The 24,229-nt window shown below is 41.3% G+C and carries 29 protein-coding genes; 2 read left to right on the top strand and 27 right to left on the bottom strand.

The window, feature by feature from the left end; all coding sequences use genetic code 11:
* Positions 1 to 7 precede the first annotated feature (7 nt).
* The 4 genes from NSS65_RS06145 to NSS65_RS06130 are packed head-to-tail and all read right to left on the bottom strand — an operon-like array spanning position 8 to position 6,265.
* The gene (locus NSS65_RS06145; protein ID WP_087977383.1) at positions 8 to 670 is read right to left on the bottom strand and encodes a LysM peptidoglycan-binding domain-containing protein; all 663 of its coding nucleotides are present in this window, start codon (positions 668 to 670) and stop codon (positions 8 to 10) included.
* Complete coding sequence (locus NSS65_RS06140) at positions 663 to 5,636, bottom strand: transglycosylase SLT domain-containing protein (RefSeq protein WP_342467368.1); 4,974 nt, start codon at positions 5,634 to 5,636, stop codon at positions 663 to 665. Before NSS65_RS06140 ends, NSS65_RS06145 begins: the two co-directional genes overlap by 8 nt.
* 3 nt (positions 5,637 to 5,639) lie before the next feature.
* Positions 5,640 to 5,792, bottom strand: coding sequence for a hypothetical protein (locus tag NSS65_RS06135; RefSeq protein WP_226650603.1), 153 nt, complete (start codon positions 5,790 to 5,792; stop codon positions 5,640 to 5,642).
* 23 nt (positions 5,793 to 5,815) lie between these two features.
* Positions 5,816 to 6,265, bottom strand: a complete 450-nt coding sequence (locus NSS65_RS06130; protein ID WP_178897061.1) for a phage portal protein — start codon at positions 6,263 to 6,265, stop codon at positions 5,816 to 5,818.
* A gap of 151 nt (positions 6,266 to 6,416) precedes the next feature.
* Between NSS65_RS06130 and NSS65_RS06125 the strand changes: the two genes are divergently transcribed.
* Positions 6,417 to 6,506: a putative holin-like toxin gene (locus NSS65_RS06125; protein ID WP_074041930.1), complete on the top strand. Its 90-nt coding sequence runs from the start codon at positions 6,417 to 6,419 to the stop codon at positions 6,504 to 6,506.
* 309 nt (positions 6,507 to 6,815) lie between these two features.
* On the opposite strand, the gene NSS65_RS06120 is transcribed toward NSS65_RS06125, so the two are convergent.
* The 16 genes from NSS65_RS06120 to terS form a co-directional block, all read right to left on the bottom strand.
* Complete coding sequence (locus NSS65_RS06120; RefSeq protein WP_034282378.1) at positions 6,816 to 7,259, bottom strand: phage tail tube protein; 444 nt, start codon at positions 7,257 to 7,259, stop codon at positions 6,816 to 6,818.
* A gap of 1 nt (position 7,260) precedes the next feature.
* Positions 7,261 to 8,607 (bottom strand): phage tail sheath family protein, encoded by a 1,347-nt coding sequence (locus NSS65_RS06115; protein ID WP_342467367.1) that lies wholly within the window; start codon positions 8,605 to 8,607, stop codon positions 7,261 to 7,263.
* Between the two features lie 2 nt (positions 8,608 to 8,609).
* Positions 8,610 to 8,807 carry a hypothetical protein gene (locus NSS65_RS06110; RefSeq protein ID WP_326135156.1) on the bottom strand — a complete coding sequence of 66 codons (198 nt, stop codon included), beginning with the start codon at positions 8,805 to 8,807 and terminating at the stop codon, positions 8,610 to 8,612.
* 10 nt (positions 8,808 to 8,817) lie between these two features.
* Positions 8,818 to 9,273, bottom strand: coding sequence for a DUF6838 family protein (locus NSS65_RS06105; RefSeq protein ID WP_216889100.1), 456 nt, complete (start codon positions 9,271 to 9,273; stop codon positions 8,818 to 8,820).
* Positions 9,274 to 9,277: 4 nt separating this feature from the next.
* A complete protein-coding gene (locus NSS65_RS06100) occupies positions 9,278 to 9,784 on the bottom strand; it encodes an HK97 gp10 family phage protein (protein WP_326135064.1) in 507 nt (168 codons plus the stop codon).
* On the bottom strand, positions 9,781 to 10,137 hold the full coding sequence (locus tag NSS65_RS06095; RefSeq protein ID WP_326135063.1) for a DUF3599 family protein: 357 nt from the start codon (positions 10,135 to 10,137) through the stop codon (positions 9,781 to 9,783). Before NSS65_RS06095 ends, NSS65_RS06100 begins: the two co-directional genes overlap by 4 nt.
* The gene (locus NSS65_RS06090; RefSeq protein ID WP_326135062.1) at positions 10,134 to 10,526 is read right to left on the bottom strand and encodes a DUF3199 family protein; all 393 of its coding nucleotides are present in this window, start codon (positions 10,524 to 10,526) and stop codon (positions 10,134 to 10,136) included. Before NSS65_RS06090 ends, NSS65_RS06095 begins: the two co-directional genes overlap by 4 nt.
* Positions 10,527 to 10,531: 5 nt before the next feature.
* A complete protein-coding gene (locus tag NSS65_RS06085; RefSeq protein ID WP_326135061.1) occupies positions 10,532 to 10,921 on the bottom strand; it encodes a YqbF domain-containing protein in 390 nt (129 codons plus the stop codon).
* A 5-nt stretch (positions 10,922 to 10,926) separates the two neighbouring features.
* On the bottom strand, positions 10,927 to 11,856 hold the full coding sequence (locus NSS65_RS06080) for a phage major capsid protein (protein ID WP_326135060.1): 930 nt from the start codon (positions 11,854 to 11,856) through the stop codon (positions 10,927 to 10,929).
* A 22-nt stretch (positions 11,857 to 11,878) separates the two neighbouring features.
* Positions 11,879 to 13,042: an XkdF-like putative serine protease domain-containing protein gene (locus tag NSS65_RS06075; RefSeq protein ID WP_326135059.1), complete on the bottom strand. Its 1,164-nt coding sequence runs from the start codon at positions 13,040 to 13,042 to the stop codon at positions 11,879 to 11,881.
* 31 nt (positions 13,043 to 13,073) lie between these two features.
* A complete protein-coding gene (locus tag NSS65_RS06070; protein WP_326135058.1) occupies positions 13,074 to 13,652 on the bottom strand; it encodes a hypothetical protein in 579 nt (192 codons plus the stop codon).
* Between the two features lie 98 nt (positions 13,653 to 13,750).
* On the bottom strand, positions 13,751 to 14,512 hold the full coding sequence (locus NSS65_RS06065; RefSeq protein WP_326135057.1) for a hypothetical protein: 762 nt from the start codon (positions 14,510 to 14,512) through the stop codon (positions 13,751 to 13,753).
* A 94-nt stretch (positions 14,513 to 14,606) separates the two neighbouring features.
* On the bottom strand, positions 14,607 to 15,515 hold the full coding sequence (locus tag NSS65_RS06060; protein ID WP_326135056.1) for a phage minor head protein: 909 nt from the start codon (positions 15,513 to 15,515) through the stop codon (positions 14,607 to 14,609).
* Complete coding sequence (locus tag NSS65_RS06055; RefSeq protein ID WP_326135055.1) at positions 15,512 to 17,035, bottom strand: phage portal protein; 1,524 nt, start codon at positions 17,033 to 17,035, stop codon at positions 15,512 to 15,514. Before NSS65_RS06055 ends, NSS65_RS06060 begins: the two co-directional genes overlap by 4 nt.
* A complete protein-coding gene (locus tag NSS65_RS06050) occupies positions 17,032 to 18,336 on the bottom strand; it encodes a PBSX family phage terminase large subunit (RefSeq protein ID WP_326135155.1) in 1,305 nt (434 codons plus the stop codon). Before NSS65_RS06050 ends, NSS65_RS06055 begins: the two co-directional genes overlap by 4 nt.
* 11 nt (positions 18,337 to 18,347) lie before the next feature.
* The gene (terS, locus tag NSS65_RS06045) at positions 18,348 to 19,229 is read right to left on the bottom strand and encodes a phage terminase small subunit (protein ID WP_326135054.1); all 882 of its coding nucleotides are present in this window, start codon (positions 19,227 to 19,229) and stop codon (positions 18,348 to 18,350) included.
* 139 nt (positions 19,230 to 19,368) lie between these two features.
* Between terS and NSS65_RS06040 the strand changes: the two genes are divergently transcribed.
* Positions 19,369 to 19,686, top strand: coding sequence for a hypothetical protein (locus tag NSS65_RS06040; RefSeq protein ID WP_256688642.1), 318 nt, complete (start codon positions 19,369 to 19,371; stop codon positions 19,684 to 19,686).
* On the opposite strand, the gene NSS65_RS06035 is transcribed toward NSS65_RS06040, so the two are convergent.
* The 7 genes from NSS65_RS06035 to NSS65_RS06005 form a co-directional block, all read right to left on the bottom strand.
* Positions 19,683 to 19,931: a hypothetical protein gene (locus NSS65_RS06035; RefSeq protein WP_256688643.1), complete on the bottom strand. Its 249-nt coding sequence runs from the start codon at positions 19,929 to 19,931 to the stop codon at positions 19,683 to 19,685. The two genes, NSS65_RS06040 and NSS65_RS06035, sit on opposite strands and share 4 nt — an antisense overlap.
* Positions 19,932 to 20,071: 140 nt before the next feature.
* Positions 20,072 to 21,349, bottom strand: coding sequence for a site-specific DNA-methyltransferase (locus NSS65_RS06030; protein ID WP_326135053.1), 1,278 nt, complete (start codon positions 21,347 to 21,349; stop codon positions 20,072 to 20,074).
* Between the two features lie 54 nt (positions 21,350 to 21,403).
* Positions 21,404 to 21,748 (bottom strand): structural protein, encoded by a 345-nt coding sequence (locus tag NSS65_RS06025; protein ID WP_252056538.1) that lies wholly within the window; start codon positions 21,746 to 21,748, stop codon positions 21,404 to 21,406.
* A 91-nt stretch (positions 21,749 to 21,839) separates the two neighbouring features.
* On the bottom strand, positions 21,840 to 22,022 hold the full coding sequence (locus NSS65_RS06020; RefSeq protein ID WP_264432455.1) for a hypothetical protein: 183 nt from the start codon (positions 22,020 to 22,022) through the stop codon (positions 21,840 to 21,842).
* Positions 22,023 to 22,592: 570 nt separating this feature from the next.
* Positions 22,593 to 23,162: a flavin reductase family protein gene (locus NSS65_RS06015; RefSeq protein ID WP_101677342.1), complete on the bottom strand. Its 570-nt coding sequence runs from the start codon at positions 23,160 to 23,162 to the stop codon at positions 22,593 to 22,595.
* Between the two features lie 11 nt (positions 23,163 to 23,173).
* On the bottom strand, positions 23,174 to 23,602 hold the full coding sequence (locus NSS65_RS06010) for a MarR family transcriptional regulator (RefSeq protein WP_142374251.1): 429 nt from the start codon (positions 23,600 to 23,602) through the stop codon (positions 23,174 to 23,176).
* 215 nt (positions 23,603 to 23,817) lie between these two features.
* Positions 23,818 to 24,222 (bottom strand): hypothetical protein, encoded by a 405-nt coding sequence (locus tag NSS65_RS06005; RefSeq protein WP_101677344.1) that lies wholly within the window; start codon positions 24,220 to 24,222, stop codon positions 23,818 to 23,820.
* Positions 24,223 to 24,229 lie beyond the last annotated feature (7 nt).

The raw sequence follows: 24,229 nt of genomic DNA, 5'->3' as shown, positions 1-24,229 counted from the left end.
AGCCCCCCTATTGTGGTATTTTTAATTTTTGACCGGGGAAAATCCAATGCCCAGGTTGTCTAATATTGCGTCTACTTCGTTTGATCATTGCGGCTTTATTCGCATTCCAAATGCGGCGCCATTTTGTACTATCACCATAGAAGCGGCCAGAAATATCCCACAATGTATCGCCCTTTTTAACGGTGTATACTTTTGGTGCACCTTTTGAGCTGCGTTTTTTGCTACTCTTTTTGGCTTTCCGTTTGATTTTTCTAGGTGATGCGGTTTTGTATTCTTTCAGCTGCAGCGTGAATTCACGATCGCCGACGTCATACGTACCTTCATTGTGATTAAAGCTTTCTATGCTGCATTGCATATTGATTTTGGTTCCAGTAACGATAAAGCGTACAGGCTTTTTTGACTTCATGAATCGCTCTATTTTGGCAATTGCATTCTCTGGTGATGGAATATTTTTATATTCAGCGATCGGTGTATACTTCTTCGGAAAAAAGGCTGTAAATGAAATTTGACGAGCCCCTGGTACATCCAAGAATGTGAGCTCGCCAAATTTTGATACTTTGATAGATTCATTTTGTACGTTGTTGTTCAATTCGAGTTTCTCTGGAAGGACAGGGAATCGTAATTTGTCCTTTCCTTGCGAAATCCATAATTGATATTTTGATTTAGCCATCGATCACGACTCCCTTCGTTCCTGTGTTGATCTCTACTTCTAGTTCTTCAGCTATTGATCGTTTGATCTTTTCAACAAGTGAATCTTCATCTTGGCCGTTATGGAAGTGCTGATCACCATTAAAGTTAATGATGACCTGTTTTGAACCACCAGAAGCAGACGGTGCATTTGCTGTGCCAGCTGTTACTGTTTGCACCTGCCCTTGTGAAAGTTCAGATGATGCAGTGTTGCCCGGATCGTATACGTCCATTCCTAAAGCCTGTGCAGCTTGAGCCAATAAATAGCGGCCACGTATGCCGCGCTCTTCAGGAATAATCCATTCACGCTTGTTTCCTTCACCCACTCTGGCGATTTGCTCTTGCGTGATTAAACCACCGTTTGCATAACCCTTATATGGTCCACCGTTTCTGATACTTCTCAATCCAGGCGTATTATAGACACTTCCATATCTGCCTTTGATGTAATTGATAGCAGCTGCAGCATTATGGATCGGGTTCCAGATGTCATTCATGCCGCTTGCCTTGTTAGAATTAAAGGTCGGATCAATGGTCTGCATCAATCCTTTAGACGGCGTTCCTCTCTTGGCGTTTGAATCCCATAGGTTGATAGCTTTCGGGTTTCCACGTGACTCATTCTGCGCGATCGTCATCAATCCAGGTAACCAGCTCATAGATGTTCCGGTTGCCATTAATGCAGCCATTAGCCATTGTTGAACACTCAGGTTAGATGCACCCATTCCACTAAATGCAGCGATTAAGGAACCAGCCTGATTTTCAGCAAACTTCTTCACGTCGACCGAATCAAGACCTTTAACGACACCGATCGATGCGAATTTTCCAAGACTCATCATGACACGTGAAGGAGAATGAATGTCTAGCTCTTCGCGGAAGGCTTGCTCCACTTTCTTGGCCATGTCCTTGGCTGCTTGTGTCACTTCGCTTCCTTTTGATCTCATGCCGCTATTAAATGCGTCAATCAGTCCAGCTCCCCAGGTAGGTGACTCTTGGCGAGCGGATAAGAAAGGTTGCCTTACATTTTGATCTAAGAATTGACCTGTACCGGTTGGTGTCATATTTTGACCTGCAGCAAAGCCGGTGACAGTTTGCGCTCCATACTGCGGAGTCGATGTCTGAATTTGAGTAAATGGTTGCTTGATATTGGCTTGCTTCCACTGCTCCAGTGAAACGACTTTGCTGTTTAACCCTTTTTCAAAGTCAGTGCTAAACTGTTCCCCATATTTTGATGCGTTGCCCGCATCTCCAATTGATACCGATCCACCTGCAGAAGTGGAAACTGATGAAGCAGCAGCCGGTCGCATAGGAGATGATGAACCTGCTGGAGAGGTTGGTGATGCACCGCTTGGCATAACAGACATTCCAAGGTGAGAAGCAGCCTGTGCAAGCAGCATCTTTCCGCGCCCTCGGTTATTTTGAGTTGGAATGACAAATTCGTTACCAGCTTCACCGACCCACGATAAGGTTGGCTGGGTGATATAGCCGCCTGTGGCTTTCTGATCTGGTTTTTTTCCTTTAGGCATAGGTTTCCAACCTGTTTTTTCTTCACCTTTTTTTTCAAAAACCTTAAATACATTTCCGGTGGTTTCCTTAATTTTACCAACTACATCCCCTACAACTCCAAAGATTCCTTCCCATGTCTTTTTTAAGTTATCAGCATGTTTTTTTAATGGGTTAAACACTTTTTCTTCAAACCATCCACTAACTCCATCCCATATACCCTTGATCGTTTCCCAAGCATCCTGAAATTTCTCCCACACGAAGGTAATCGCTGGTTCCGCATATTTCTTATATGGCTGCCATACGTTTTCATAAAACCAAGTAGAGAGTTTTTCCCACGTAGTTTTAATCCAATTCCACGTGTTTCTAAATAGATTCCAAACGAATATAATGGCTGGTAAAGCGTAAGTTTTAAACGGCTGCCACACATACTCATCGAACCAAGCTGCAAGTATCACCCATGTTGTTTTAATCCAGTTCCATGTACCTTTGAATAGATTCCAGATAAACATGATAGCTGGAATGCCATATGTCTTAAATGGTGTCCACACATATTCATTAAACCACTCAGACAATACTCCCCATGTCTCTTTGATCCAATTCCATGTATCAACAAGTTTATTCCATACCCATCCAATGGCTTCTAGTGCATATTTACCATATGGTTTCCATACCTTTTCCATGAACCACGTTGATGCAACACCCCAAACAGTTTTAATAATGTTCCAAGCAACAACAAAAACACCAACCACAAAGTTGATGATTGGTACAACAAAGTTATAGATAGGTATGAATACTTTTTCCATGAACCAGTTAGAGACTTTCTCCCAAGTGGTTTTAATTTTTGTCCATGCTTTTTCAAAAAAATCACCAATTGGTTCAGCAACGTTGTCATTGAACCAAGTAGAAATATCTTTCCATGTATCTTTAATCCACTTGATTGCATCCTCTGACCATTTGACGATCTCGTCCCATTTCTTCTTGATGGTTCCATTGTCGAACATCTTTCCAATCCATTTGCCAAGATCACCGCCAAAGATGCTCCCTAAGATTCCACCGATTGCTGTTCCAATTCCAGGGGCGATCATTGTTCCGATTGCCGCTCCACCGATTCCGCCTCCTAGATTTCCTGTGAACCCACCGATCTTTTCACCTTTATTATCATTGTTGATGCCAATCAGTTCTGTGGCCGCAATCAGTGTACCGAGAATAGGAATACGTTTTCCGATGCTCTTTGCACCTTTACCGAGATTTCCTAAGAATCCACCGCCACGCCCTTGGTTTGGCGTTGTTGGACGTACCGGCTCACCTCTATTGATCCAAGGCTGACGATATTCAGGAGGTCGTTGGTTCCTTGGCGGTCTCCCTGCTCCTCCAGAACCTCCAATTACACCGCCGCTCGTTCCTGCTCCCATTCCTCCTCTTAAACCTTTTCCCCATTTGTAGGCAGCAAAGGCTCCTGAGAGTATGGATTTAAGCGGCTTTAATAATGTGGCCACCTTTCCTAAGAACGCAAGCGCAAACGCATTGGCAATCAGCGCACCGGCAATTGAACCTTCGCCAGTAAGGGCATTCCAGTTGATCTCGCCAATCTTCTTGGCGATCCGAATACCTAATTGCACAGGATCAAGTGCTTCAAGAAACGATTCAATGAATATCTTTCCTGCTTTGGCTCCTGCATCAGTGAAACTGTCCTCGGATGATTTGTCATCAATACCAAGTAGACCGTTGATCACACCGTTTATAATGCCACCGTAAGTCTTCCCGACATTCTCGGCCATTTTGAAAAGACCTGGTTTCCCAGTCTTCTCCCACCACGCTCCGAAAACATCTTTCGTGTTATCAAGGACGAGCTTCCACCGAGTTTCAAAATCCATTTTTCTGTATTTTTCTAGTTGTTCAAAGTGCTTCTTCAGCTTAGGGTTGTCCTTAAATTTCACTTTGAGCTCTTTCATTTGCTTCTTGGAGAGTTTTTCTCCAGGGAACAAAATTTTGAACTGATCACCAATAAATCCGAAAACACTTTTGGTCGGATCAAGGAAGCTATTAGCGAATTTCTTACCCGCTTTTTCAGCTTTGTTGGAAAGGTCAGTCAATACAAAGGAGTATTCCCCACGCCACGTTCTAAATGCTTCAAGAGCGGGTTGGAACGCAGCTGCAAGTCCTTTACCCCAAGGCATAAGGATGCTGTTATTGATGAATGATTTAACACCCAGGAATAAGTTGGCCAAGTTGTCCGACATTTTGATCATCATGTCGTTGTATTTGCCAAACTCTTTTGTAACTTCAGGCCACGTTTTATTTATGTCCTTGCCGCTCTTTGCAAGTTTTTCGAGCTTACCTCTGGCATCACCAGAGATTGCCCCCATTTCTTGAAGAGCAGCCGTTGCGTCACCGATAGGACGCCCCGATTTAATGCCGTCATATAAACGCCCCATCCATAGCGCAACTTCTGAAAATGGTCGTTGAACACCTGCAGCAACGTCCCCGACTAGCTTCATTCCTTCTGTAGTTGATAGAGCGTTCCCTGTGAATACTTGGAGGACACGACTTGACTCATAAATCTCATCACGAGTAAATGGTGTTTGACCAGCAAAGGCTGTCAGCTCATCCAGTCGTGCATCTGCTTTTCCTCTGCTACCGAGCAATGTTTCAAATGCCGTTGTCATGTTTTGGCGATCCGCAACCATTTTGAGCGGCACGACAATACCACCTGTTGCACCGGCACCGACTCCAAGCAACCCAAGTGTACTGGTGACAGCTGACACAATCCCCCGTAAAGGCTTAGTGATAAGATCAAGAACCTTAATTGTGGTTGTGTAAGTCCGTCCCAAATGGGTATTTGCAAATGAGACAGCCCCACGAACTGGAGCGGTGAAACGATCAATCGCATTAATCGCCACCCTGTATTCAGTACCTAACGTGTTCCGAGTATACGACGCTATACGGCTTACCGTGCGCCGGACCATATCAACGGCTCTAATTGTATAGCTGTAGCCCCGACCAAGTTGACGCGCTGCATATGATGCAATACGTCTGATCCCTGCGGTTGCACGATCATGAACCGTTATGGCAAACCGTTCTACTTTGCCAAAGTTACGGTTGATATAACGGCGCAGCCGGACAAGCCCTGGTGTTGCCTGATCTTTAATGCGCATCAGCACACTATGAGTACGCGGCACCTTGCGTTGTAAAAAGCCATTGAACTTTCGTAGTGCTTTTGTGGCCAGATCATTTACATCCAGTGTCAGCTGATAAGTTCGAGCAAGATCACGCAAAACAAACCGCTGCACACGTCTTAATGCAATTGTGGCATTGTCCCTGATTCTTAAAGTGATTGGCCGCTCTGATCTGCGGCGCAATCTATCAAGTCTCTCTAGGTCTCCTCTGATCAAACGCAATTTACGCGTGATCCGGTCTTGTAAATCAAACCGAGCGGTTAAACGAGCCATGTCTTATCCCCCTTTCTTTGATTCTTTTTCAAGCACTTCTAATTTATGGGCTATCAACCCAAACAAAAAGGCCTTGAATTGCCTCGGCGCTTCATAGACCTCTAAGAGTTCAGACGGGGAGTAATGAAGCTCGTGCATGCAGTAATAAAGATACACAGCCTCTTTGTTCCCGTCTTTTATTAGTTTTTTGCTTCTGTTTCAAGGTCCTCAATCTCGTCTTCAAAACCGTTGACCTCAATAGCTTTGTTTAACCAGTTCGCATATTCACCGCCGACAGACAGGACACGTTTTGCCACTTCGACTGGATCTTGTGTGTTGTATGCTTCGCGCAATTCTTTTGACTTAAAGTCAGGATAAATAGTTGATTCAACTGCAATACGTGCATAGAAGCGTTGAGAATCCAAGTCTTTCACACGTCCACGACCTTTAACATTTTTGAAAGTCGTGTTTTCTTTCTCTAGTTCATCGATGCGCTCAGTTGTAATGGCTTTGAATACGAATGGAATCACTTCACCCTTTTTATCAACAAAGCGCTTTGAAATGATTGATTTGATTTCTTCTGTCTCAGCTGTTTGTCCTGGCATAAAGAATGAAAGATCATATACGTTGTTTGTTTGTTTTTCGCTCATGTTTAAAAACTCCCTTTGATTTGTTTTTTGAATGCAAAAAAGCACAACCATTTTTTGAATGTGCTTTCCAATCTTTTCATGTATAATATAATTCGTACAATTGAACGGCTTGCTCAAGGGTGTCTGGCTCATCCCCGATAGGAAGGGGGTGATGCTCATGTCAACGTTCCAAGCGATTTCCCTAATGCTTTTATTCGGGATGTTTATCCTTGCTTTGTTGACGTATATAAACAAAAAATAGACTCCCCTTGAGCTTTGGACGGTTGAAGGGAAAGTCTATCCTTAAAACTATCTAATTGATAAGCCAGCCCCTTGAAGGGCCTCATTGTACATTGCCGGGATGTTGACGCATCCTGGCTTCTTTTTATTGTATGCAAATCACTTTGCATGTAAACAAGTTTTTTCTCGAATGGTGAAGGGTGGGTTCACTATTATCCCATGTATCCCATTTATCAAAAGTATATCATATTTGTACAAAAAAGTGAAAATACCTTATTTAAAAACACTCACTAGTCAGTTCTTTTGTTACATTTTCTATGGTGATTAAATTTTAAAAGGAATCTTTCAGCTTCTCAGGAAGATCAAAGTCCTCAAACGTGAAAGGAACCTCTTCTTCCAGTGCTTCTGAATCCACATCAAGCCCTGCGATCTTTGCAGAATCAAAGTTCACATCAAACAATGTGACACGCTCGGTGCCGCGGCCAGATGATTTGTCATCCAAAACTGCCTGAATAGTGAAGTACGGGTCTTGTCCTTTTTTTACATAGTTGAGCATGAGTTGAACGAAACGTGATGTGACTTTATAGAAAGTCGCTGTGCCGGTACCATTTGCACCGGTTGTCTTGTGACCGGTCATACGACGGCCCATAACGTTAACTTCTGATTTATTCTTCTCCACGTTCGCCTCAAACGTCTTGATGAACGCCAATTCCTCACCATCGAGGAATAAGCGCCCTTCCTTACCTGAAATGGTATTCTGCGCTTTAAAAGCCATCTTATTTCACCTCTACATTGAAATAGAATTTTTCAGCTGCATCAACAGGTTGAACAGCTAGATCAATCAAGAAACCGTCACGATCTTCATTTAAAGCGATCGTAATATCAGTTTCAGAGTCAAAGCCAGTGATTCCAGATCCGTCTTGCAACTGAGTTAGATATTGCGTGATGAGTGTTTTCACCAGCTGCAGACCATCATCCGATGCCGGAATGTCATTGCCATTTGCTTTGCGTAATTTAATTAAATCCTTCAATTCACGTGTGAGATCATTGTTGATCGCATCGAGCACACGAATGATTTTGTTTTTAGCGAATGTCTTGTTCTTCTCGGTTGTATAAGTCGTTAAGGAGTTAATGTCCTTCTCAACGCTCACTGTGCGATCTCTCGCATCAAACGTGAACAAGAATTCGCCTTGTGACAAGCGGTATTCCACTTGATCATTATCAAGACGCTCTAATGTATCAACAGCCCCTTCATATTCAACAAAGGTTAACGACTGATTGAAGTTTGCTCCTGCAGATGCACCGGCCACCCATGCAGTTGCTTTGGCTGGCGTGATCTCTGTGCCGTCTTCTAGCAGAACACCGCTTGTGACATTGATAATTCCTTCATGATCAGCCGGATAGTTTGCCAAAACACCTTGCACCTTACGTCCTTGATCATCACGCAGCCGCTTGATGAAAGCCACAAATGTCGCTTTTAACTGCTCGCTAGTGTTATTAGGTAGCGCAATTACGTCAAAGTATTCTGTTTCAGCTTCTTCAAGGAATGCTGTGTAATCTGCCACGCTTGGCACACCGTTTTTCCCACCGCTTAGTGTTACGCCAGCTGTGATTGTCACTTCACCTTCACCAGAAAACGAAACATATTTATTCTGCTTCAGCTCTTTGACATCAGTGACAATCTGCTTATCCACAATATCAGTACCCACGTAAGTCACCACGTCACGCTTGGAACTATCCAATACGTTTTCAGTGACTTGGATCGTGACCTCATTACCTTTCTGTCCGCCATAATTGGCAAGAACGTTGAAATTCTCGCTGATCTGAGCCTTTGCAGGTTCACCCTCATTCAAGCGATATAAAAGAACTGTTTGTGCTTTTTTCTTCGCTTCTCGGAAAAGAAGTAGTGATTTGTCATCGATGTTTAAGCCGACTTTTTTATTTAAGTCCTCGATGCCAGAGATAGAGATGAACTTCTTAGGCTCTCCCCAGCTCATCGTAATCGGAAGTGCAACGGTTCCGCGATCGCCTAAAGTAATTCGCTGCTGTGCTGTGGTTTTGAAATTGAAGTAGATACCAGGGCGCTTCTTTTCTGTACCTGGCGTGAAAGTACCTCCATTCATGCTTAAACCTCCTTAGACAAAAAAGCATCAATCTGCTTCTTTGCTTCTGTTTTTGTAATTGGTTGATCTTTGATATAAAAAAGAGCACCTTCAAGGATTTCTGGTTTGACCCCAAAAAGATCCTTACTGTGCTCCTTTAAGGCTTCAAATGAAAATGCTGCTTCTTTAGGAAGAACCGGAGCGGCTTTCTCTTCTTTCACCGGCTCGCTTTTATTCTTGGCCACTTTTTATCACCCCATCTGAAAAATTTATGTCGTCTAGGCTTGGTTGCTCGTCTCGGTTGTACCAATAGGCACTATCCCATGTGAAGACGATCGTTGCCACGCCTTGATCACCATTCCTAGTTTCCGCCCTCTTGATTCGCACATATTGATCGAGCGGTTCACCTTCTACACTGACCATCTGAATGATATTCCGATCAGCTGACAAGGCATCTACAATCGATTCAGCTGCATCATGAGCCTGTCCAGAATCCTTGTGAAACACTTTTATATGCAGCGTGTATGTTTTGAGGAACGTTGAAACAGTATCGTTTTTTGTGTTTGTCCATGCTGCAGGAAAGTACATCGATGGGATCTGAAACTGTTCAGGAATCTCTTTTTCATATACTTTCACCGGAAACCGCTTGTAACAATAATTCATGATGGCGCCGACTTCTTGATTCATTTAATCACCGCCCAAACTGTTCATCGATCCATTGCTGCAGCTTGCGGTCCAATGATTGGTCAAACATCTGTTCAAAGATGGATATTGCATTATCCCAATAGCCGCTGCCCTCAACCCACTGGAACTTTAGAAGCATTCCTGTTTCAGCGTTTGGATCGTATTCAAACCGGTCACCAACCCATCTGCCAGGAACCCATCGTCTGTCCTGATTCTTGGAGGGATCAATGGTAAAGTGGCCATCGTTTGTGTAAGATGCATATTCTAAGTTGGTCCCTACATCTAGGGTGAGACCGCCACTGCTCATCGAAAAGACGTTTTCTTGGTCTCCCTTTTGGAATGAGTTGAGCAAGCGCCGAGCATCTACTGTTTTTGTACGAATGACCTCATCCTGAACAATATCTAGGAACTCATAACCCATTCCTTCAAGCCACTCTTCATATTCTGCTTGCAAGCCGCCATTAACAGCTGCATTCAAATCCTCTATGAACTGATCAAGACCATCAATCCTCATAGGCTTTCACTCCTCATCGCTACCACCTCAATATGATGGTTCTTGATCTTCCTTGGCTTTTGCAGTTTTAAAGTAATGCCTTCCCATACTACTTTGTCATTTACACGAACATCAGCGGTTATAGGAAAATGAACAAGGTACGATTGATGAATGGTTGCGTTTGGCTCCTGCTGTGTGATGGATTGGTTTTTCTCCGTAAAATAACATGGCTGCGCAACTTGATCAGGCTCATCAGGATATGAAAAGAGCGGCTGCGCATCTTGGACAGGTATTCCATAGCGATCTTTTGACAGCTGCTCTGTTTGCAAGTGATATATATCGCATCGATCCGTTAATAACGATTGATAGCTCATAGCGATCTCAACCTTAATTTGACGCTGCCTGGATCTTCTGGCGGTTCTCCCGGCTCAATGAAATCTATCAACAGGTTATACACATCTGGCTTTGAAACGGCGTTACCATCTGCCAAGGTGTATGAATAGTCACCGATCTTTTCCGACTTGTACCCTTTGATGATTGATTCATCCCCGTTGATCAGCGCAAAGAACTGTGCCATTTTAATCAATGCGATTCTTGCTTTTTCAGGAAGCGGCTGATATTTTTCACTTGTGAAATCATGACCTACGATCTTAAATACCTCAGCTTCAGCCTCGATGATGTCACTGATTAAGAGTTCATCAGAGCGGTTTTTCACACTCTCGAATACGGTATATGCCCTAACATCTTCAGGAGAGATCAGCATCAGCCTTACTCTCCTGTTTTTTCTTGTTGCTTGAGGATGAAGGCAATTCTCTCACTCTTATCTTTGAGCTGAGTCGGATCGCCGCCAAGATCAATAACAATGGCTTCTTGTTCAGTTTTGTTCATGCCCTTCAGTTCTGATTCAGTGTAGATTTTTTGTTCTTGTTGCGGTTCTTCTTCGGCCTCTTTTGGTTCTTCCTCTTCCGATGGATTTTCTTTTGTTTGATCATCCGTTTTTGGATCATCAACAGGAGCTTTCACTTCCTTACAAGAGAAAAAATCATTGCCATTGAGATATTGAAAGACCTTTTTCTCAATCTCTTTTTCCTGATTTAAAAGAAAGACATGACCCATTACAGAGTATGTCTTTCCCTTGATCAATTCAGCTGTATACATATTGATCACTCCTTGACCTTAATGATCTTAGCAACAGCATCCTCTTCCTCAAATTTGCTGTCGAGCTTCGCAGTAAGGACGATAATGAACTTACGATTACGGATGTCTTTATCAACCTCAATACGGATATTACGAGAGAAGCCCAAGATGATGTTTTTTGGATGAGTCAATAAAATGTCTGAAACATCTGTGCCGTCCTCTCCCATTTCATATGGCTGCATGTTTGCAATACCTTTGACCGGCACACCGAATGCAGAGGAAAGCCCGCCTTGTACAGCTGCATCTCCGAGACTTGTCTGACGCTCCGCTACTTTGTCTTTCCATTCAACTTCTTGTCCTGGAGACGTATAGAAACGGAACTCTTGTGGAATACGCAAATATTTAGATGGAACAGCTTTGTATCCTTGTTTGAATACTTGGCGTGTAAGTGGTTCGCCAGCTACATCTACGATATGGGATTCCGCTTGTTTGCGGATACCATTAAGTTGAGCAAGGTAAGTATCCTCAGATTTTGTATCACCATTTAGGATCAATTCTTCAATATCAACGGCTGCACGCTCAGCAAGCATTTGCATGATAGTATTTTGTAAATTATCACCCTCGATGTTATTTTCAAGCGTGTCATATGTGATATTTACTTCAGCGATGACTTCTTTTGCATTAAGCTCCACAGTGCTTGTAGTTGGCGCAGTCTTTTGCTCATTAGTTAAACCTACACCTTCTTGACCAGGACGAAGAATCCGCTGACCAAAACCGATTTTTTCGATTTTTTGTGCATCACTATCCATTGGAATAACACGTGCATCTTGTAGCAGTGTTGGTGCATTTTGCACCATACGAATAAATGTGCTAGATTGGGTCGGATTCATGAGACCGCCTGTCTTTAATGTACCAAGCGTCACTTCCGCTTTGTTAATTACCTCTTGATTTCTCACTCTAGTTCCTCCTTTTCTCGGCTTAAAGCAAGCCGCCCCATACCGTTTCAGATTTTTGTAAGTCTTGTTGTTGTGCATCCCCTACTCCATTACCTTGCGGACGTGCTTTTTCAAGCGCTTCGACTCTTTCAACTACTGGAGCCAGTGCCTTTTCTACAGCTGCGGCCATTTCTTTTGCAACAGCTTCATCTGGTTGATTTTCTTGCGGATCAGTTTGCTGCTCGCCTTCTCCTTTTTCAAGGTCTTCCAGTCGTTTTACAACCGGTGCAATTGTGTCATCTAGCATCTTTTGCAGATCTTCTTTTTTCACTTCTTCGTTCTCCTCCTTCTCTTCCGCTTGACTCAACAGATTGTCGATAGCGGCTCTTGCATTTTTCAATTCAGTTAAGTTAGCAGTTGAAAACTTTCGGCCAGCTTTTGCGACAGCTTCAGGTGGATCAGTTTGGATCCCAGCCAAGTCATCAGTAAGCAAAATCTCTTGTGTAATTTCCACAAAGTCTTGCAGTGCTGCCCTTACCTTTTCAGGATCAGTCTCCAAGTCTTCATCGTCGTAAGAATCCCATTTATACAAAACGGAATTCAGTGCATCTTGTGCCGCCCAAAACTCACGACGCATGCGGCCTTTGTCGTATCTGTTCTTTACTTCTCCTTTTGATAAAAAGAAGTTTTTAAGCAAAGAAAAAAGCCCCTTCTCTTCAGAAGCTGGCTCACGCTCTTGTTTTCCTATGTCTGCTGTTCCGGCCATTGAATATCCGGTGATCTCACCCTTTTGAATCTGGTTCCAAATATCTTCGGAAGCCTTTGTAACAAGGACCCACGATCCTTTCTTGATAATCTCCTCGCCCATTTCAAAGTCAGACGGAGCAATGTACGATTCAACGACTTCCCCGACACCACCTTGGAAATCATGCTGCTTGTCGATCTCACGTGCATCCTTCAGGAACCCATGAGCGGCTTTCTCAATTTCTTCTGGTGTCATGTAATCCCCATGTGCATCAGCTACGTTTGGTTCGTATACAATACCGTACACAAGACGCTGTGCATCATCAGCTTTGGCAATGACTTTGATTTCCTTTTGAAAGTCATTTTCTTTTTCTGATTTCATAAAAAAAAACTGCTTTTGATTAGCAGCCTTGTCCACGTATGAAACGTGTGTGATTTTTGCATTTATCAATTCTCTCGGCAATTCATTCACCTCCTTTCAAAAGAAAAAGACCTCACTTTGAATGAGAGGTCTCTGATTGGAGTTCTTTTATTTTATTGTCTAGTACAGCTAATATTTTAGTTGCATTTTCTTGATATTTCTTCTTGGAATACTCATCAGCTCTATTTAAATTACTATATAATTCTTTCAATTCTCGAACAGCCTCATTCAATTCTGTTGTAATAATGCCTTTAATAAGTAAATAACTCGCTGTATAGGTTGTTGATTGGAATTGGTGAGTAGGATCATTCAAAGATAGCTCTCTTCTAGGATCTAATGAAACAGAGTATAAATCCAGAATCTTTTTATCTAGATCTTTATTAAGTTGTTCTATAGATTTATAGTTAGATTCCTCATCCAAATATTTTTTGATTTCAAAAGTTTTCCCTGAGGCTGCAACGACTTTATTAGTGTAACCTTCAACAGTATCCGCTTTTTTCCTTATTTGAAACTCCCAGTCCTTAAACCGGATATTTTCAATTGTGGAAATCAATTCAGAGATGGGTTTCTTTAATAAAATTATGACTAGAATTACAGTGACTGGCCAAGCTAACGAATTTATTATATTTGATGTTAATTCCATAGAACTCATAAATTCCCCTCATTCCAAAAGTAATGAGGATATTATACTATTTCATTCCATGTTTTGTAAGTGTCTATCTCAACTCTTTTACTAATCCCATCTGGGTATTATTTAGCTTTACCCTCAGTGGATGTATCATTACTTATATTTAGTGCTAGGTTTGCCAATGTTTCTTCTCTTTTGTTTTCATCACTTATTTGAGAGATTAAAAAATTGCTGAAATAAAAATGATGTGTATTAACAATTCTATTATGAAACTCGGTTAAAGAGTTTATCGAATTAGTATGCATTTTCAAGTAAATAGCTCCAATAAAATTGGAAAGTATTCCTGCAAGAGCACCAGTTGCAGCTACTATTATTTTGTTTTGTGGATCACCCAATATATTACCTGATATTAGATACAATGTTATTCCTATAAATCCAAAACCTAGAGCAATACAGCTAATCCCAACCCAAAACACAAAAGAGTTTTGCCTTAAATTAAGGTCATAATATCTTTTCAATTGTAGATCATGTTGTTTGAATAGTGTCTCACTTCTATTTTTTAGCGAATCCTCGCTTCGCAACAATTCAATTTCCCTTTCAATATCAAATAACAATGTTGTTGATCTTTCTGGCATGAAATATGATAAACAAATCATAACCATGCCTGATACAAATAAAGCTAAAGTAAGTATGCCACTGAATTCCGATTTACTAAATATAAAAAAATATAAAGCAATAATGAAATATACTGATCCTATTAAAGTGGACACAACTTTTCTTCTTTTTTCTTTAAATTTTAATCGAGTTTTTTGCCCCTCAAGATATTTAATTTCTGATTGTCTATCAATAGGTATTCTCTTTGTAGGAATTAATGAACTATTCATTTTAATAACCTCTTTACTTTTAATATAAAGTAAAGATATCACAAAACAGAATGATTATATAATAATTTTTAGCATAATATACATTAATTTCATGTTAGATAATTCTTTCTCTTCTAATCTCTTCTTTTTCCTCAGCTGACAATCCTAGAATAATAGGATCAACCACAGGTCCAACCGCGCAATGACAGTTCACACGCTCTTTGGGAGAAAGCTTAGTATCTCTCGGAAACATGCACCGCTCCCCACTGCCTGGTATCTCGAATTCTTCATCAAGAGGGATAATCGTGCCGTCCAGCTGCACGTGACTTTCTCTCGACTGATTCTTTTTCCCTCCGCTGTGCTTCCACTTCTTCCCCGTTACAGCTGGAGATTGTACATATGATTCATGTTGAGCAACAGAAGAAGCGGTCAACACCTCTGTAATGGCTGTTACACGTGCGCGTTTCCGGCTGAATTCAGGAAGATCCTTCAACTGCATTTCAATCTCCTGGATAGAGCGGCCTTCTTTTATACCCTCTTTCAAGGTTTGCTCAATGGCTGTATGAGTATTCAACTGCATCAGCTGCGCCAATTCCTGTGACCATGATTCAATCCACTGTTCAGTTTTCTCAGAAAGCACCTTGAATGGAATATCTGCATCGATGGAATTCATGATTTTCTCGGCCAGCTCCGTGACGGTGAGTGTTAGAAAGACAGCCGTTTCTTTTCCGAACAGATCCGCAAATTCATCTGAAGTGAATAGATCATTATTAAAAAACGCCAGAATGGATTCTAACGTCTCCGAATCGTCTTTGGATATAAATCCATTCAGAGCATTTAAAAACGTCCTGCGCTGCAATCTGAGAAGTTTTGCGGTGGTTTTCTCATACTCTTCCACCAAAGAGGGAACATCCTTCAGTTCAGGGAAATCAGACACCGCCGCTTTGAGTTCCTTGACCTCATCTTCCTCCGCTTTTTGTACAAAGGTATTGATGTTTTTTATCAGCTGATCAACCTTGCTCATTTGCGGATCTCCTCTAGTTCATCCCTGACATCTTTTAAGAGATGAATCAGATTTTCCTGGGAACCTGCAGACTTTTGAAAAACCGTATCAAGCAAGCTAGTTGATGCCTTTGGCTTCGCCTCAATTGGTCGGTGATATTCTTCCTCTGGCCATTCTTCAAGTGTCTTACCAAGAATACGGCCAGCCAGATCACGCAGGTCATTCGGTGAAACCGCTCCTGCTTGAATAAATGGTGTAAGAACCTTTGCAATTTCGAGCGGATCACGAAAGTCAGGACCATTTAATATAAGGCGCACATGCCAGAGATCGAGATCAGGGAGAAAGAGTGTATTGAGCTTGCCAGTGATGATCATTCTCTCCGGCTGAAATACCTGCTCTTCAGTTGTCTTACGAGCAGTGTCAGCTGTCGCCTTGTTATAGTCCTGTGATTCGCCTGTGTAGATTGGCGGCAGACGGAATGAGGAACGTATCTTGTTTCTCGTTTTCTCATCATATTCAAGGAACAGCGCATCCTCCTGGAGAATCTCGGCCAGTGATTTTATATCCACCTTTACATTAGCCGGCTCTTCATCGTTCGATATTTCATCCTTCTTTGGAATTCCTTCCACTTCAAGTAACAGGAATTTATGTGCATTGTCAGATCCCTCGATGCCGTTCATGTATTCCTGTAACTGTTCGTACGAGGATTCAGACAGCATGCCATTTTCCACTGTAATAGCTGCCGGCACATGACGACCTTGTTTAAAGTACAGATAGTTCAGCTCCTCAGCTTTGCGGGCTCCATACATATTGACGATGTTACCAATCCAACGAGGAACACCATATGTACCGCTACCGATCTTGAAATGAATGACTTCGCTTGCTACAAATTCAGGGGGAGTTTTTTCGCTATATTCTCCCGTAGCAGCATTCATTGTTCTTGGATCACCGTATTCCTTAAAGAATACTTTTTTGGTATTGTTCTTCTGAACATACTTCCTGAATCTCTTCTTTCGCTTCAATGACTTCACTTGGCCGTTTTCTGTGTATCGGAAATCGACTTCAACGGGATCGCTCAGCTTACAAACTCGTAAGTATTGTGCATCCAGGTACTCAATACCTGCAGGTTTCCCTGTACCTTCTCGAAGCACTTCCACAAATCCATTACCTGTTTTCTCTCGGTCTTCTATTACATAACCAAGAACCACTTCGGCTGACTCATCATAGTTCATATATCTGGCGAACTCTTCAAGTTGGGTCCATTCTTTCTCAGCTGCAGCTTTCTTTTCTTTCGGTGCGTTCTCTGCGTTGAAATCGAAAGTATACTCGATTCCTAAGCCGAAACCTAGAATATTCGTTTTATAAGCATCGATGCATTGCTGAAGAATGGTAGAATACTCAGCTATTTGTTTGAGCTCTTTGATATTGTATGGCGGTTCGATCAAACCATCAGTCTCATAGTTAAAACTATCATCATGAATTTGTTTCGTAGTTTGAGAGATGTCTGCTTTAAACACAGTAGCTTTCACATGTTTTGTCATAGCCTTCTCATCGACCTCCTTTCTCTATTAGGGCGTTTCCGCTCTTTAGGCTGCTCTTTCAGATCGGTGACCTCATAATCATCTAACGCATACCAGATGGCTGAAAAAGTATGAGGATCAATCTGAAACTCGTCCTCTATGATATTGCCGTGCTTGTCTGTTTTGTACGTGAGCGGCTGAAGCTCATAGATCGTGTTTTTGCATGAGTCGGAACAAATGATTTTCTTAAACCGCTTGATCTTCTTGGTGTACTGCAAGCGTGATCCTTGGAACTTATGAGCGGCCACCATGTTGTATCCCATCTTGCGGAAATATGCGATTGTCTTTTGTTCATTGTCTGCCTTGATCAGCTCTTTTGTTTCTATGAATTCTTTCAAATCCTCAACCGTGACATCATCAGTCTTTCCACGATCGTAATACTCCCAATAGATATATAGATACTTCTTCTCGTGATCTACAGCTAACCTAACAACAGCGTTATATGAATCAACGAAACCAAAGTCCATCCCCGCTCTAAGCAAAGGCCGATTGATATTTGAGATGGCCAGCATCACATCTTCATGCGGCTGCACCTCAAATTGAGGAAGAACACGAATTCCGTTAATGCCAAAATGACCTTTTCGGGCTATGCGATAAAGGTCTGGATCATATTCTTTTAGTTCATCCAGCTGCTTAATATAGCTGACCGGAAGGAACAAGTTGTCTTCAGCTGTAGAATGATGATAGTACGTATCGTTGATAGCGATCGTTCGCTCTTTGTATAAGGTTTCGTCATCAAGGACAAAACGTTTCAGCTGCTCATCTCGGAAGAAATGTCTGTACGTCCAATTATCCTGGCCGACAGGGTTCGTTGATAAGATCATGTGCAGCTGTAATGTTGGATGACGCAAACGACCAAGCAGCTCCTTAAATCCCTCGTACTTAACCTCGGAACATTCCTCAATCCATATGATCGAGATGTTATTGATCGACTTCAATTTGGCTGGCTTGTCCAACCCTTTGAAGATGATCCGGCTGCCGTTGTGAAATTTAAGCATGAGCGGTGATGTGCGGCACTGAATGACATGATCGAGTCCTAAATCATTCACGATCTCTTCAAATAAAGAAAACGTGGAATCTCTGTGCGTATCATAGACTTCACGAATCACAAGAGCGGTTCGCTTTTCATCCAGCAGCTTTAGGATGAGTTTCAGTGCGATGTGATAACTCTTAGATGAACCGTAACCACCCACCAAGAACTGAAACTTCTGATCCCAATCAAAAAGAAAGTCCTCAAAATGTGGATTGACTTCCTTCTCCATCATTTGAACCATCAGCCATCACCTTTATTCTTCCGCTTAATTGTTATTTGAACCGAATCATCGACAGGTCGAGCGGTAATCCGCTCAAGCTCTGCTTCTCTCGTTCGGTTTGCAAGGTCAAGACCACGAAGCCTCAATTCATGCTCTGACATAGTTTTCATTATGTCGTGTTTCTGCCTAATGGCTTTAAGACGCTTGTCTGTTACTCGCGTCAATGCTTCCTCTATTTCAAGGATGCGGTCAATCACAGGTAATTGAGTTTCTTCAACCTCAGTGACTACAAGTCGTTCATTGATAATTGGAACGTATTTGACAACACCATTCTCACTTGTCAAAGGTGCGACATCTTTTGTTTTTCTAAGTTGCTGAAGAACACGTCGCTGATTATCCGTTAAACCATTCTCATAATTCATGATTCTTTGCATCATGCGCCGCTCTCGAATACTAAGCTCGCGTATAGTCAATTCAATTTGATAGAGCGGATCAGTCTCAATCTGCTCAAAGAGCTCTTTTTCTGTGTCGTCCATATAATCGAACAAAATAGATTCATATTCACCTGTCCGCACAGAATTTCTGTTTCCTTTAGGAGCGGCACCGCCTCTATTTCCTTTTGCATTTTGGTTACCTGGTGGAGCTTTTGCTCTTTTGTTTCCTTTATTTCCTTTAGCATTTTCGCTTCCCTTTGGTGCGCCAGGACGTTTAGGAGCGCTCCCTTTCGATTTAGGAGCGCTCCCTTTGAAATTATCATCCCATTTATCGTTCGCTTTCCATTTACGGACGGTGCTGCTTGTCACACCCAACTCATCTGCAATGTCTTTTAGTAAGCGGGCTCCACCGCTCTCTTTCCAAAGACGGAAAGCTTTATCTCTTCTCGGATCGCGCGGTCTAGCCATTACATATCACCCACCTCCGAACTGCTGAATTAAGTTTTGAGTTTGTTTTTATAAAATGAGTATATACTCCCGTTCCAACTAGGAGTCTGTCCTTCATATATATAATTTGAAAGACATGAAAAAGGAGATTGATTTAAAAATGTATTATTACCCACAACAGCAATTCAATAATGTTCCAAATAACCATTCTTACTATCCTCACTACTATCCAGTTCAGAACTCAAATTATGCTGATTTTAGACAACTAAAAGCCGGAACTTTTATCACAGCTTCAATCGACGGATTATTTGATTATCCGCGACGAATTTTTATCAGAGATGTTTTTTGGGATGGTAGTGTACAACGCGCTAGGATAATCTATGCTTCTGGAGATGATGTACAAGGAGCAACAGTCCAAACTAATAGAATAGAAATTTCTCATTATCAACTTCAGCAACAACAGCAAACTAGATATTAATATTCATTATTTTTCTGAAGCTCTATATCAAGTTCTATGAGCTTCTTCAGATCTTCCACAGTAGACAATTTGATATTTCCTGCTTTAAAGTCTCTGACCCATTGAGAGATACCAGCTTGAGCGATTTTGCGATAGTTCTCTTTTGATTTATCTATACCTTCAGCCTGTTCAGCTTGAAGGATCATAAGCATTTCCGTCTTTTCTTCGTCAGAAAGGGAACGTGTGTTTGTATTTTCTGTTGTCATTCTCCCTGACCTCCATTACAATAGTGGATGAGAGCGTGATATTTTCCCATAAACGCGGCCGCGTCTTGATCACGCTCTTAGGCAGGGAGTTTCTTTCTGTCTTTGAAGGGAGGGTGTTGTCAGCACCCTCTTTTTTTATTCTATAAAGAAGAAACCAACTCAGATTCAATTCCAGTAAATTCAGCGAATCTCTTTTTAATTACATCGCAAAAATAAGGATCAAGCTCCAAAAGAAGAGCCTCTCTGTCCGTTTGTTCACACGTCATCAGAGTTGATCCGCTACCTCCAAAGAAATCTACTACTCGATCACCCTTTTTGCTGCTGTTACTTAATGGGATATTAATAAGATCAAGCGGCTTCTGTGTGGGATGAACATATTTTGTAGTATCACCGCGGGAAACTTCCCAAATTGTTGCTGGTCCTCCTTCTTCTGAGGTATCAGCTCTCCAAACAGTAACTTGTTTTCTATCTCCATACCAATTAGGTGAATAGCCTTTTTTGAATGCATAGAAAACCGGTTCGTGCATGTATTTATATTGCGCCCATCCGAATGTCGGTGAGTTTTTTACCCAGATACACTGCGATCTTATATCAATATCTGCGTGACGCATCTCATTCTCAAAAGCGCGTTGATATGAAGCAGCATGAAAAACATATATAGCTGCCTTCTCGTTCATGATTCTTGAATAATTCAGGAACACTTCTCTTAAAAATAAATCAAACTGACCATCATCCATCGAATCGTTTAAGATCGATGCATGGCCATCATCATTTAACTTTTTACTATCACTTTTCACCGCTACATTATAAGGTGGATCTGTTATGACTAGATCTGCTTTATGGCCAGACATCAATCGGTCAACATCCTCTATCTTTGTCGCATCTCCACACACTAGGGTATGCCGGCCAAGCCGCCATACATCCCCATACTTTGTTTCTGGTTCTTTTATATTGTCTAGTGCCTCTTGCACATCAAAATTATCTTCCTCAACAATGACGATATCATTTTCAATAGAAACACTGTCTAATAGATCTTCATATTCTTCTTCAGTAAATCCAATAGTTTCTAGATCAAGATTGTTATCCTTTAGCTCTGTTAGAAGTTTTTCAAGTTTGTTTTCATCCCAATGGCCACTGATTTTGTTTAATGCTACGTTTAGGGCCTTTTCATCCTGGTCATTTAAAGAAACCACTGATACCAGAATTTCAGACGGTTTATCTTCCATCAATACTTTGAAACGTTGATGACCGCCTACAAGGTGACCTGTCCGTTCATTCCAGATTAGCGGATCAACGTATCCAAACTTATCTATGGATTGTTTTAGTGAATCGTACTCGTGATCTCCTGGCTGCAGATCGATGCGGGGATTATATGGTGCAGGATTAATTTTATGTACGGGGATTGTTTTGATATTCATCGATGTTTCCTCCTATAAAACAAATGATGCCGCCCAGGAGGCGGCATCAGCTGCTTACTTGATGTAAAATTCGTTTGTGTAGAATGTACCGACGGTTTCAACATGATTGCCATTCTTGTCATAGCGCTCTACTTCAACCTTGAATCGATACGTACCTTTTTTGTTACTTAGTGATTCCTTGATATCGAATTCATCGTACTTTTTCTCTGCTGGGTTAAGCGGGTTAGGTGAATTCGTCTTGATTGTGACCCATTTCCCTTCTACTTTTCGCTGAGGAATAAGGTTTGGCCCACAAATGTAATCATTGTGATTCTGAATCGCAACAACCACAACCTTGTCCTTTCCTAAAGTATGATTCGCTTTTTTCGGATTAGCAGATACACCAAACTTTGATGCCATGCTCATCATCTCCCTTTTTATATTTTTGCGCTCCTATCCCTCACCAAAGCACCTGCAGCCATACACCCAAAAGACGACTGTTCCCATCAAATCAGCGTTTTCTTCGGACCCGGCCGCCTTGTCGTTGATACGTTTCGCGTCTCGTTCCCATGATTTCTTCCCAATCTCGCTTTGTTATCGGATCAGCATTGCTCTTCTTCTTTCGATTAGAACCAGGAGCAATGCTTTTAAATTGCTTTAATGTCTCTTTAGAAACAGAATCCCTGATCTTCATTTCACTCGCTCCTTGCCGAATAAGCACCACCTTACGCTATTCGCTTAAATAGATTTTGAAATGATGACTACACTCCGAGAGGATGCCAAGTACAGTCAATCATCAAGTAAAATGAAAAACTGTCCTCGATACGGCCGCCGCAGACCAGCTGCTATCCAGGCTCAGAATGTCCCTCTCGTATGGCCACATTCCTCAACACCTTTGTTCCGTATCCAGATACGCCATTGATAAGGGAAAGGCGCATCTCCCAATAAAAAAAGCGGACACCAATCAAAGCACTTAGAGTGCTCAATGATCAGCGTCCGCAGGTTCTTCCTTCTGGACAAAATATTCACGTTCGTTTTGCTTGTCTCTATCATACGATGATCCACTTAGGAAAAAAGGTCCCCTTTTTATCGGCTTTTTCTCGGTTTTTTCTCGGCTTAAAGCCCAATAAAAAAACCTTAAAAGGCATAAAGCCAATCAAGGTTTAAAACATTCTCTAGATACTACTTATTAATTCATCTACAGATTCACTAAACATGTCAGTATCTTCATTCTAATTTCAATTAATAAGTCTTTAATATTTTTTTACTTGTTCTTCTTAAGATACAGTCCATCCTCAAAAGCATCTCCTACTTTTTCTCCTATTTTATGATAATTTCTGCTCCCCCGATCAAATACAAGTGGACTGAATTTATCCAGATTGACTCTACCTTTCTCATTTAGTATATCTTCCTCAACACTGATGTTCACGATTTCAGCAATCATGCGCCATTCTTTTTCATCATAACTTTTCACTTTACACTCTAACGCAAATGGAAGTTCCTCAATCAGTGGTGCATCAACAAAGTCCGCCTTAACTGCATGAAATCCAGCTCTTTCAAATTTATCTGGAACCTCATTTCCAGTTTCATTTCCAAGATAATCACACGCCTCAAGAAAAGACGCATCTGACATGCTTACGGTAAATGCACCATGCAGCATGATATTCTTTAACGTCTTTCGTTCTGAACTAATGCAGATTGAAATTTCATTTTCATTACTAATACCGCCCCATGTAGAAGCCATGGCATTCGGAATTCCATTTTCGTCATACGCTGCAATAATAAAAACTGGTTGTGGTAACACGTAAGATTTTGCTCCAATATTTTTTCTCATCATCTAGCTCCTCACTCATTTTTCATAGCTTTCCTAAATGCTTGTTCATATAGTTCCATAATATAAAGAAGTTCATCCTGCTGACTGTCAGATAATTGCTCCATTGCCGTATTTTCAGCATTATGTATATGCTGAATCATTGGCTCTACATATTTTTTTCCTTTTTCAGTAAACAGAATTCGCTTTGATTTGCTATTGTTAGGCATATCTCCCAATTCGAGATAACCCTGCTCTGATAGCTTCTTAATTACATTATTCACTGTCTGCTTTGGAAGCATTGATCTTTCACAAATAACTTTCTGTGTACATACCTCATACTGACTAATAAGATTCAAAACAAATAATGTCGTATAGGAAATCCCGACAGATCTGGCATAGTAATCATAGATCATTTCTAAATCTTGCCGTATACTGCAAAAACGCTTTGCTTTCTCGTTCAACAATTTTATCACATCGCCTCTCTCAGTCTCATAATGGGACCATTCTACATAATAGTTCTATCTATGTCAACAAAAAAACATACATCCATTAAGGCACTTAAAGTGCTCAATGATCAGCGTCCTCAGGTTTCTTTCTGGACAAAACAAAATATTCATGATTGCTTTATCTCGGCAATGCAAATAAAAAAGCGCCCATAAAGATGGACACTCTAGTTTTAAAAATCATGTTCAAAATCGATGTCATATAAATCAACCCATTCAACAAAATCAGGCATAGTTTTTGTACTTAAAAAGTGTTGAACAATTCTATATGCTTCTTCTCGACTTACATAACTGCATGATGGTACTTTCATTGGCTCTCCACCAACCAAATGCTCTATTGTTTCTATTTCAACATCCTTTTTCAAAGGAACTAAATAATCTGGATGTCTCATGATAAAGAATCCATATGGCTCATCATAAAAGAAAATAAGCCATTCATCTTCTCCCTCTACCTCAAAACAAGAATCTCCACTTCCTTGTTTCCAATAATCCGCTTCTTTTTCAAAGAAAATATTTTTAATAAATTCTTCTCCAGGGTTTTCAACTGGTTCTTCAACTGGTCCGTTATATACAATCACGAAATTT

The organism is Bacillus sp. FSL K6-1006, assembly GCF_038593175.1.
GTDB classification, from domain to species: Bacteria; Bacillota; Bacilli; order Bacillales; family Bacillaceae; genus Bacillus; species Bacillus safensis.
The sequence above is the reverse complement of the archived record's forward strand: the minus strand, read 5'-3'. Positions and strand labels throughout refer to the sequence as shown.

Coding starts and splice junctions, on each gene's coding strand:
- NSS65_RS06095 (WP_326135063.1), bottom strand. CDS start 10,137: ATGAGCTATCAATCGTTATTAACGGATCGATGCGATATATATCACTTG.
- NSS65_RS06100 (WP_326135064.1), bottom strand. CDS start 9,784: ATGAGGATTGATGGTCTTGATCAGTTCATAGAGGATTTGAATGCAGCT.
- NSS65_RS06020 (WP_264432455.1), bottom strand. CDS start 22,022: ATGAAGATCAGGGATTCTGTTTCTAAAGAGACATTAAAGCAATTTAAA.
- NSS65_RS06060 (WP_326135056.1), bottom strand. CDS start 15,515: ATGAGCAAGGTTGATCAGCTGATAAAAAACATCAATACCTTTGTACAA.
- NSS65_RS06085 (WP_326135061.1), bottom strand. CDS start 10,921: ATGTATACAGCTGAATTGATCAAGGGAAAGACATACTCTGTAATGGGT.
- NSS65_RS06055 (WP_326135055.1), bottom strand. CDS start 17,035: ATGACAAAACATGTGAAAGCTACTGTGTTTAAAGCAGACATCTCTCAA.
- NSS65_RS06125 (WP_074041930.1), top strand. CDS start 6,417: ATGCTCATGTCAACGTTCCAAGCGATTTCCCTAATGCTTTTATTCGGG.
- NSS65_RS06040 (WP_256688642.1), top strand. CDS start 19,369: ATGTATTATTACCCACAACAGCAATTCAATAATGTTCCAAATAACCAT.
- NSS65_RS06140 (WP_342467368.1), bottom strand. CDS start 5,636: ATGGCTCGTTTAACCGCTCGGTTTGATTTACAAGACCGGATCACGCGT.
- NSS65_RS06115 (WP_342467367.1), bottom strand. CDS start 8,607: ATGAATGGAGGTACTTTCACGCCAGGTACAGAAAAGAAGCGCCCTGGT.
- NSS65_RS06015 (WP_101677342.1), bottom strand. CDS start 23,162: ATGAGAAAAAATATTGGAGCAAAATCTTACGTGTTACCACAACCAGTT.
- NSS65_RS06070 (WP_326135058.1), bottom strand. CDS start 13,652: ATGAGTTCTATGGAATTAACATCAAATATAATAAATTCGTTAGCTTGG.
- NSS65_RS06050 (WP_326135155.1), bottom strand. CDS start 18,336: ATGGAGAAGGAAGTCAATCCACATTTTGAGGACTTTCTTTTTGATTGG.
- NSS65_RS06030 (WP_326135053.1), bottom strand. CDS start 21,349: ATGAATATCAAAACAATCCCCGTACATAAAATTAATCCTGCACCATAT.
- NSS65_RS06025 (WP_252056538.1), bottom strand. CDS start 21,748: ATGGCATCAAAGTTTGGTGTATCTGCTAATCCGAAAAAAGCGAATCAT.
- NSS65_RS06120 (WP_034282378.1), bottom strand. CDS start 7,259: ATGGCTTTTAAAGCGCAGAATACCATTTCAGGTAAGGAAGGGCGCTTA.
- NSS65_RS06105 (WP_216889100.1), bottom strand. CDS start 9,273: ATGAATCAAGAAGTCGGCGCCATCATGAATTATTGTTACAAGCGGTTT.
- NSS65_RS06065 (WP_326135057.1), bottom strand. CDS start 14,512: ATGAATAGTTCATTAATTCCTACAAAGAGAATACCTATTGATAGACAA.
- NSS65_RS06145 (WP_087977383.1), bottom strand. CDS start 670: ATGGCTAAATCAAAATATCAATTATGGATTTCGCAAGGAAAGGACAAA.
- NSS65_RS06130 (WP_178897061.1), bottom strand. CDS start 6,265: ATGAGCGAAAAACAAACAAACAACGTATATGATCTTTCATTCTTTATG.
- NSS65_RS06090 (WP_326135062.1), bottom strand. CDS start 10,526: ATGCTGATCTCTCCTGAAGATGTTAGGGCATATACCGTATTCGAGAGT.
- terS (WP_326135054.1), bottom strand. CDS start 19,229: ATGGCTAGACCGCGCGATCCGAGAAGAGATAAAGCTTTCCGTCTTTGG.
- NSS65_RS06035 (WP_256688643.1), bottom strand. CDS start 19,931: ATGACAACAGAAAATACAAACACACGTTCCCTTTCTGACGAAGAAAAG.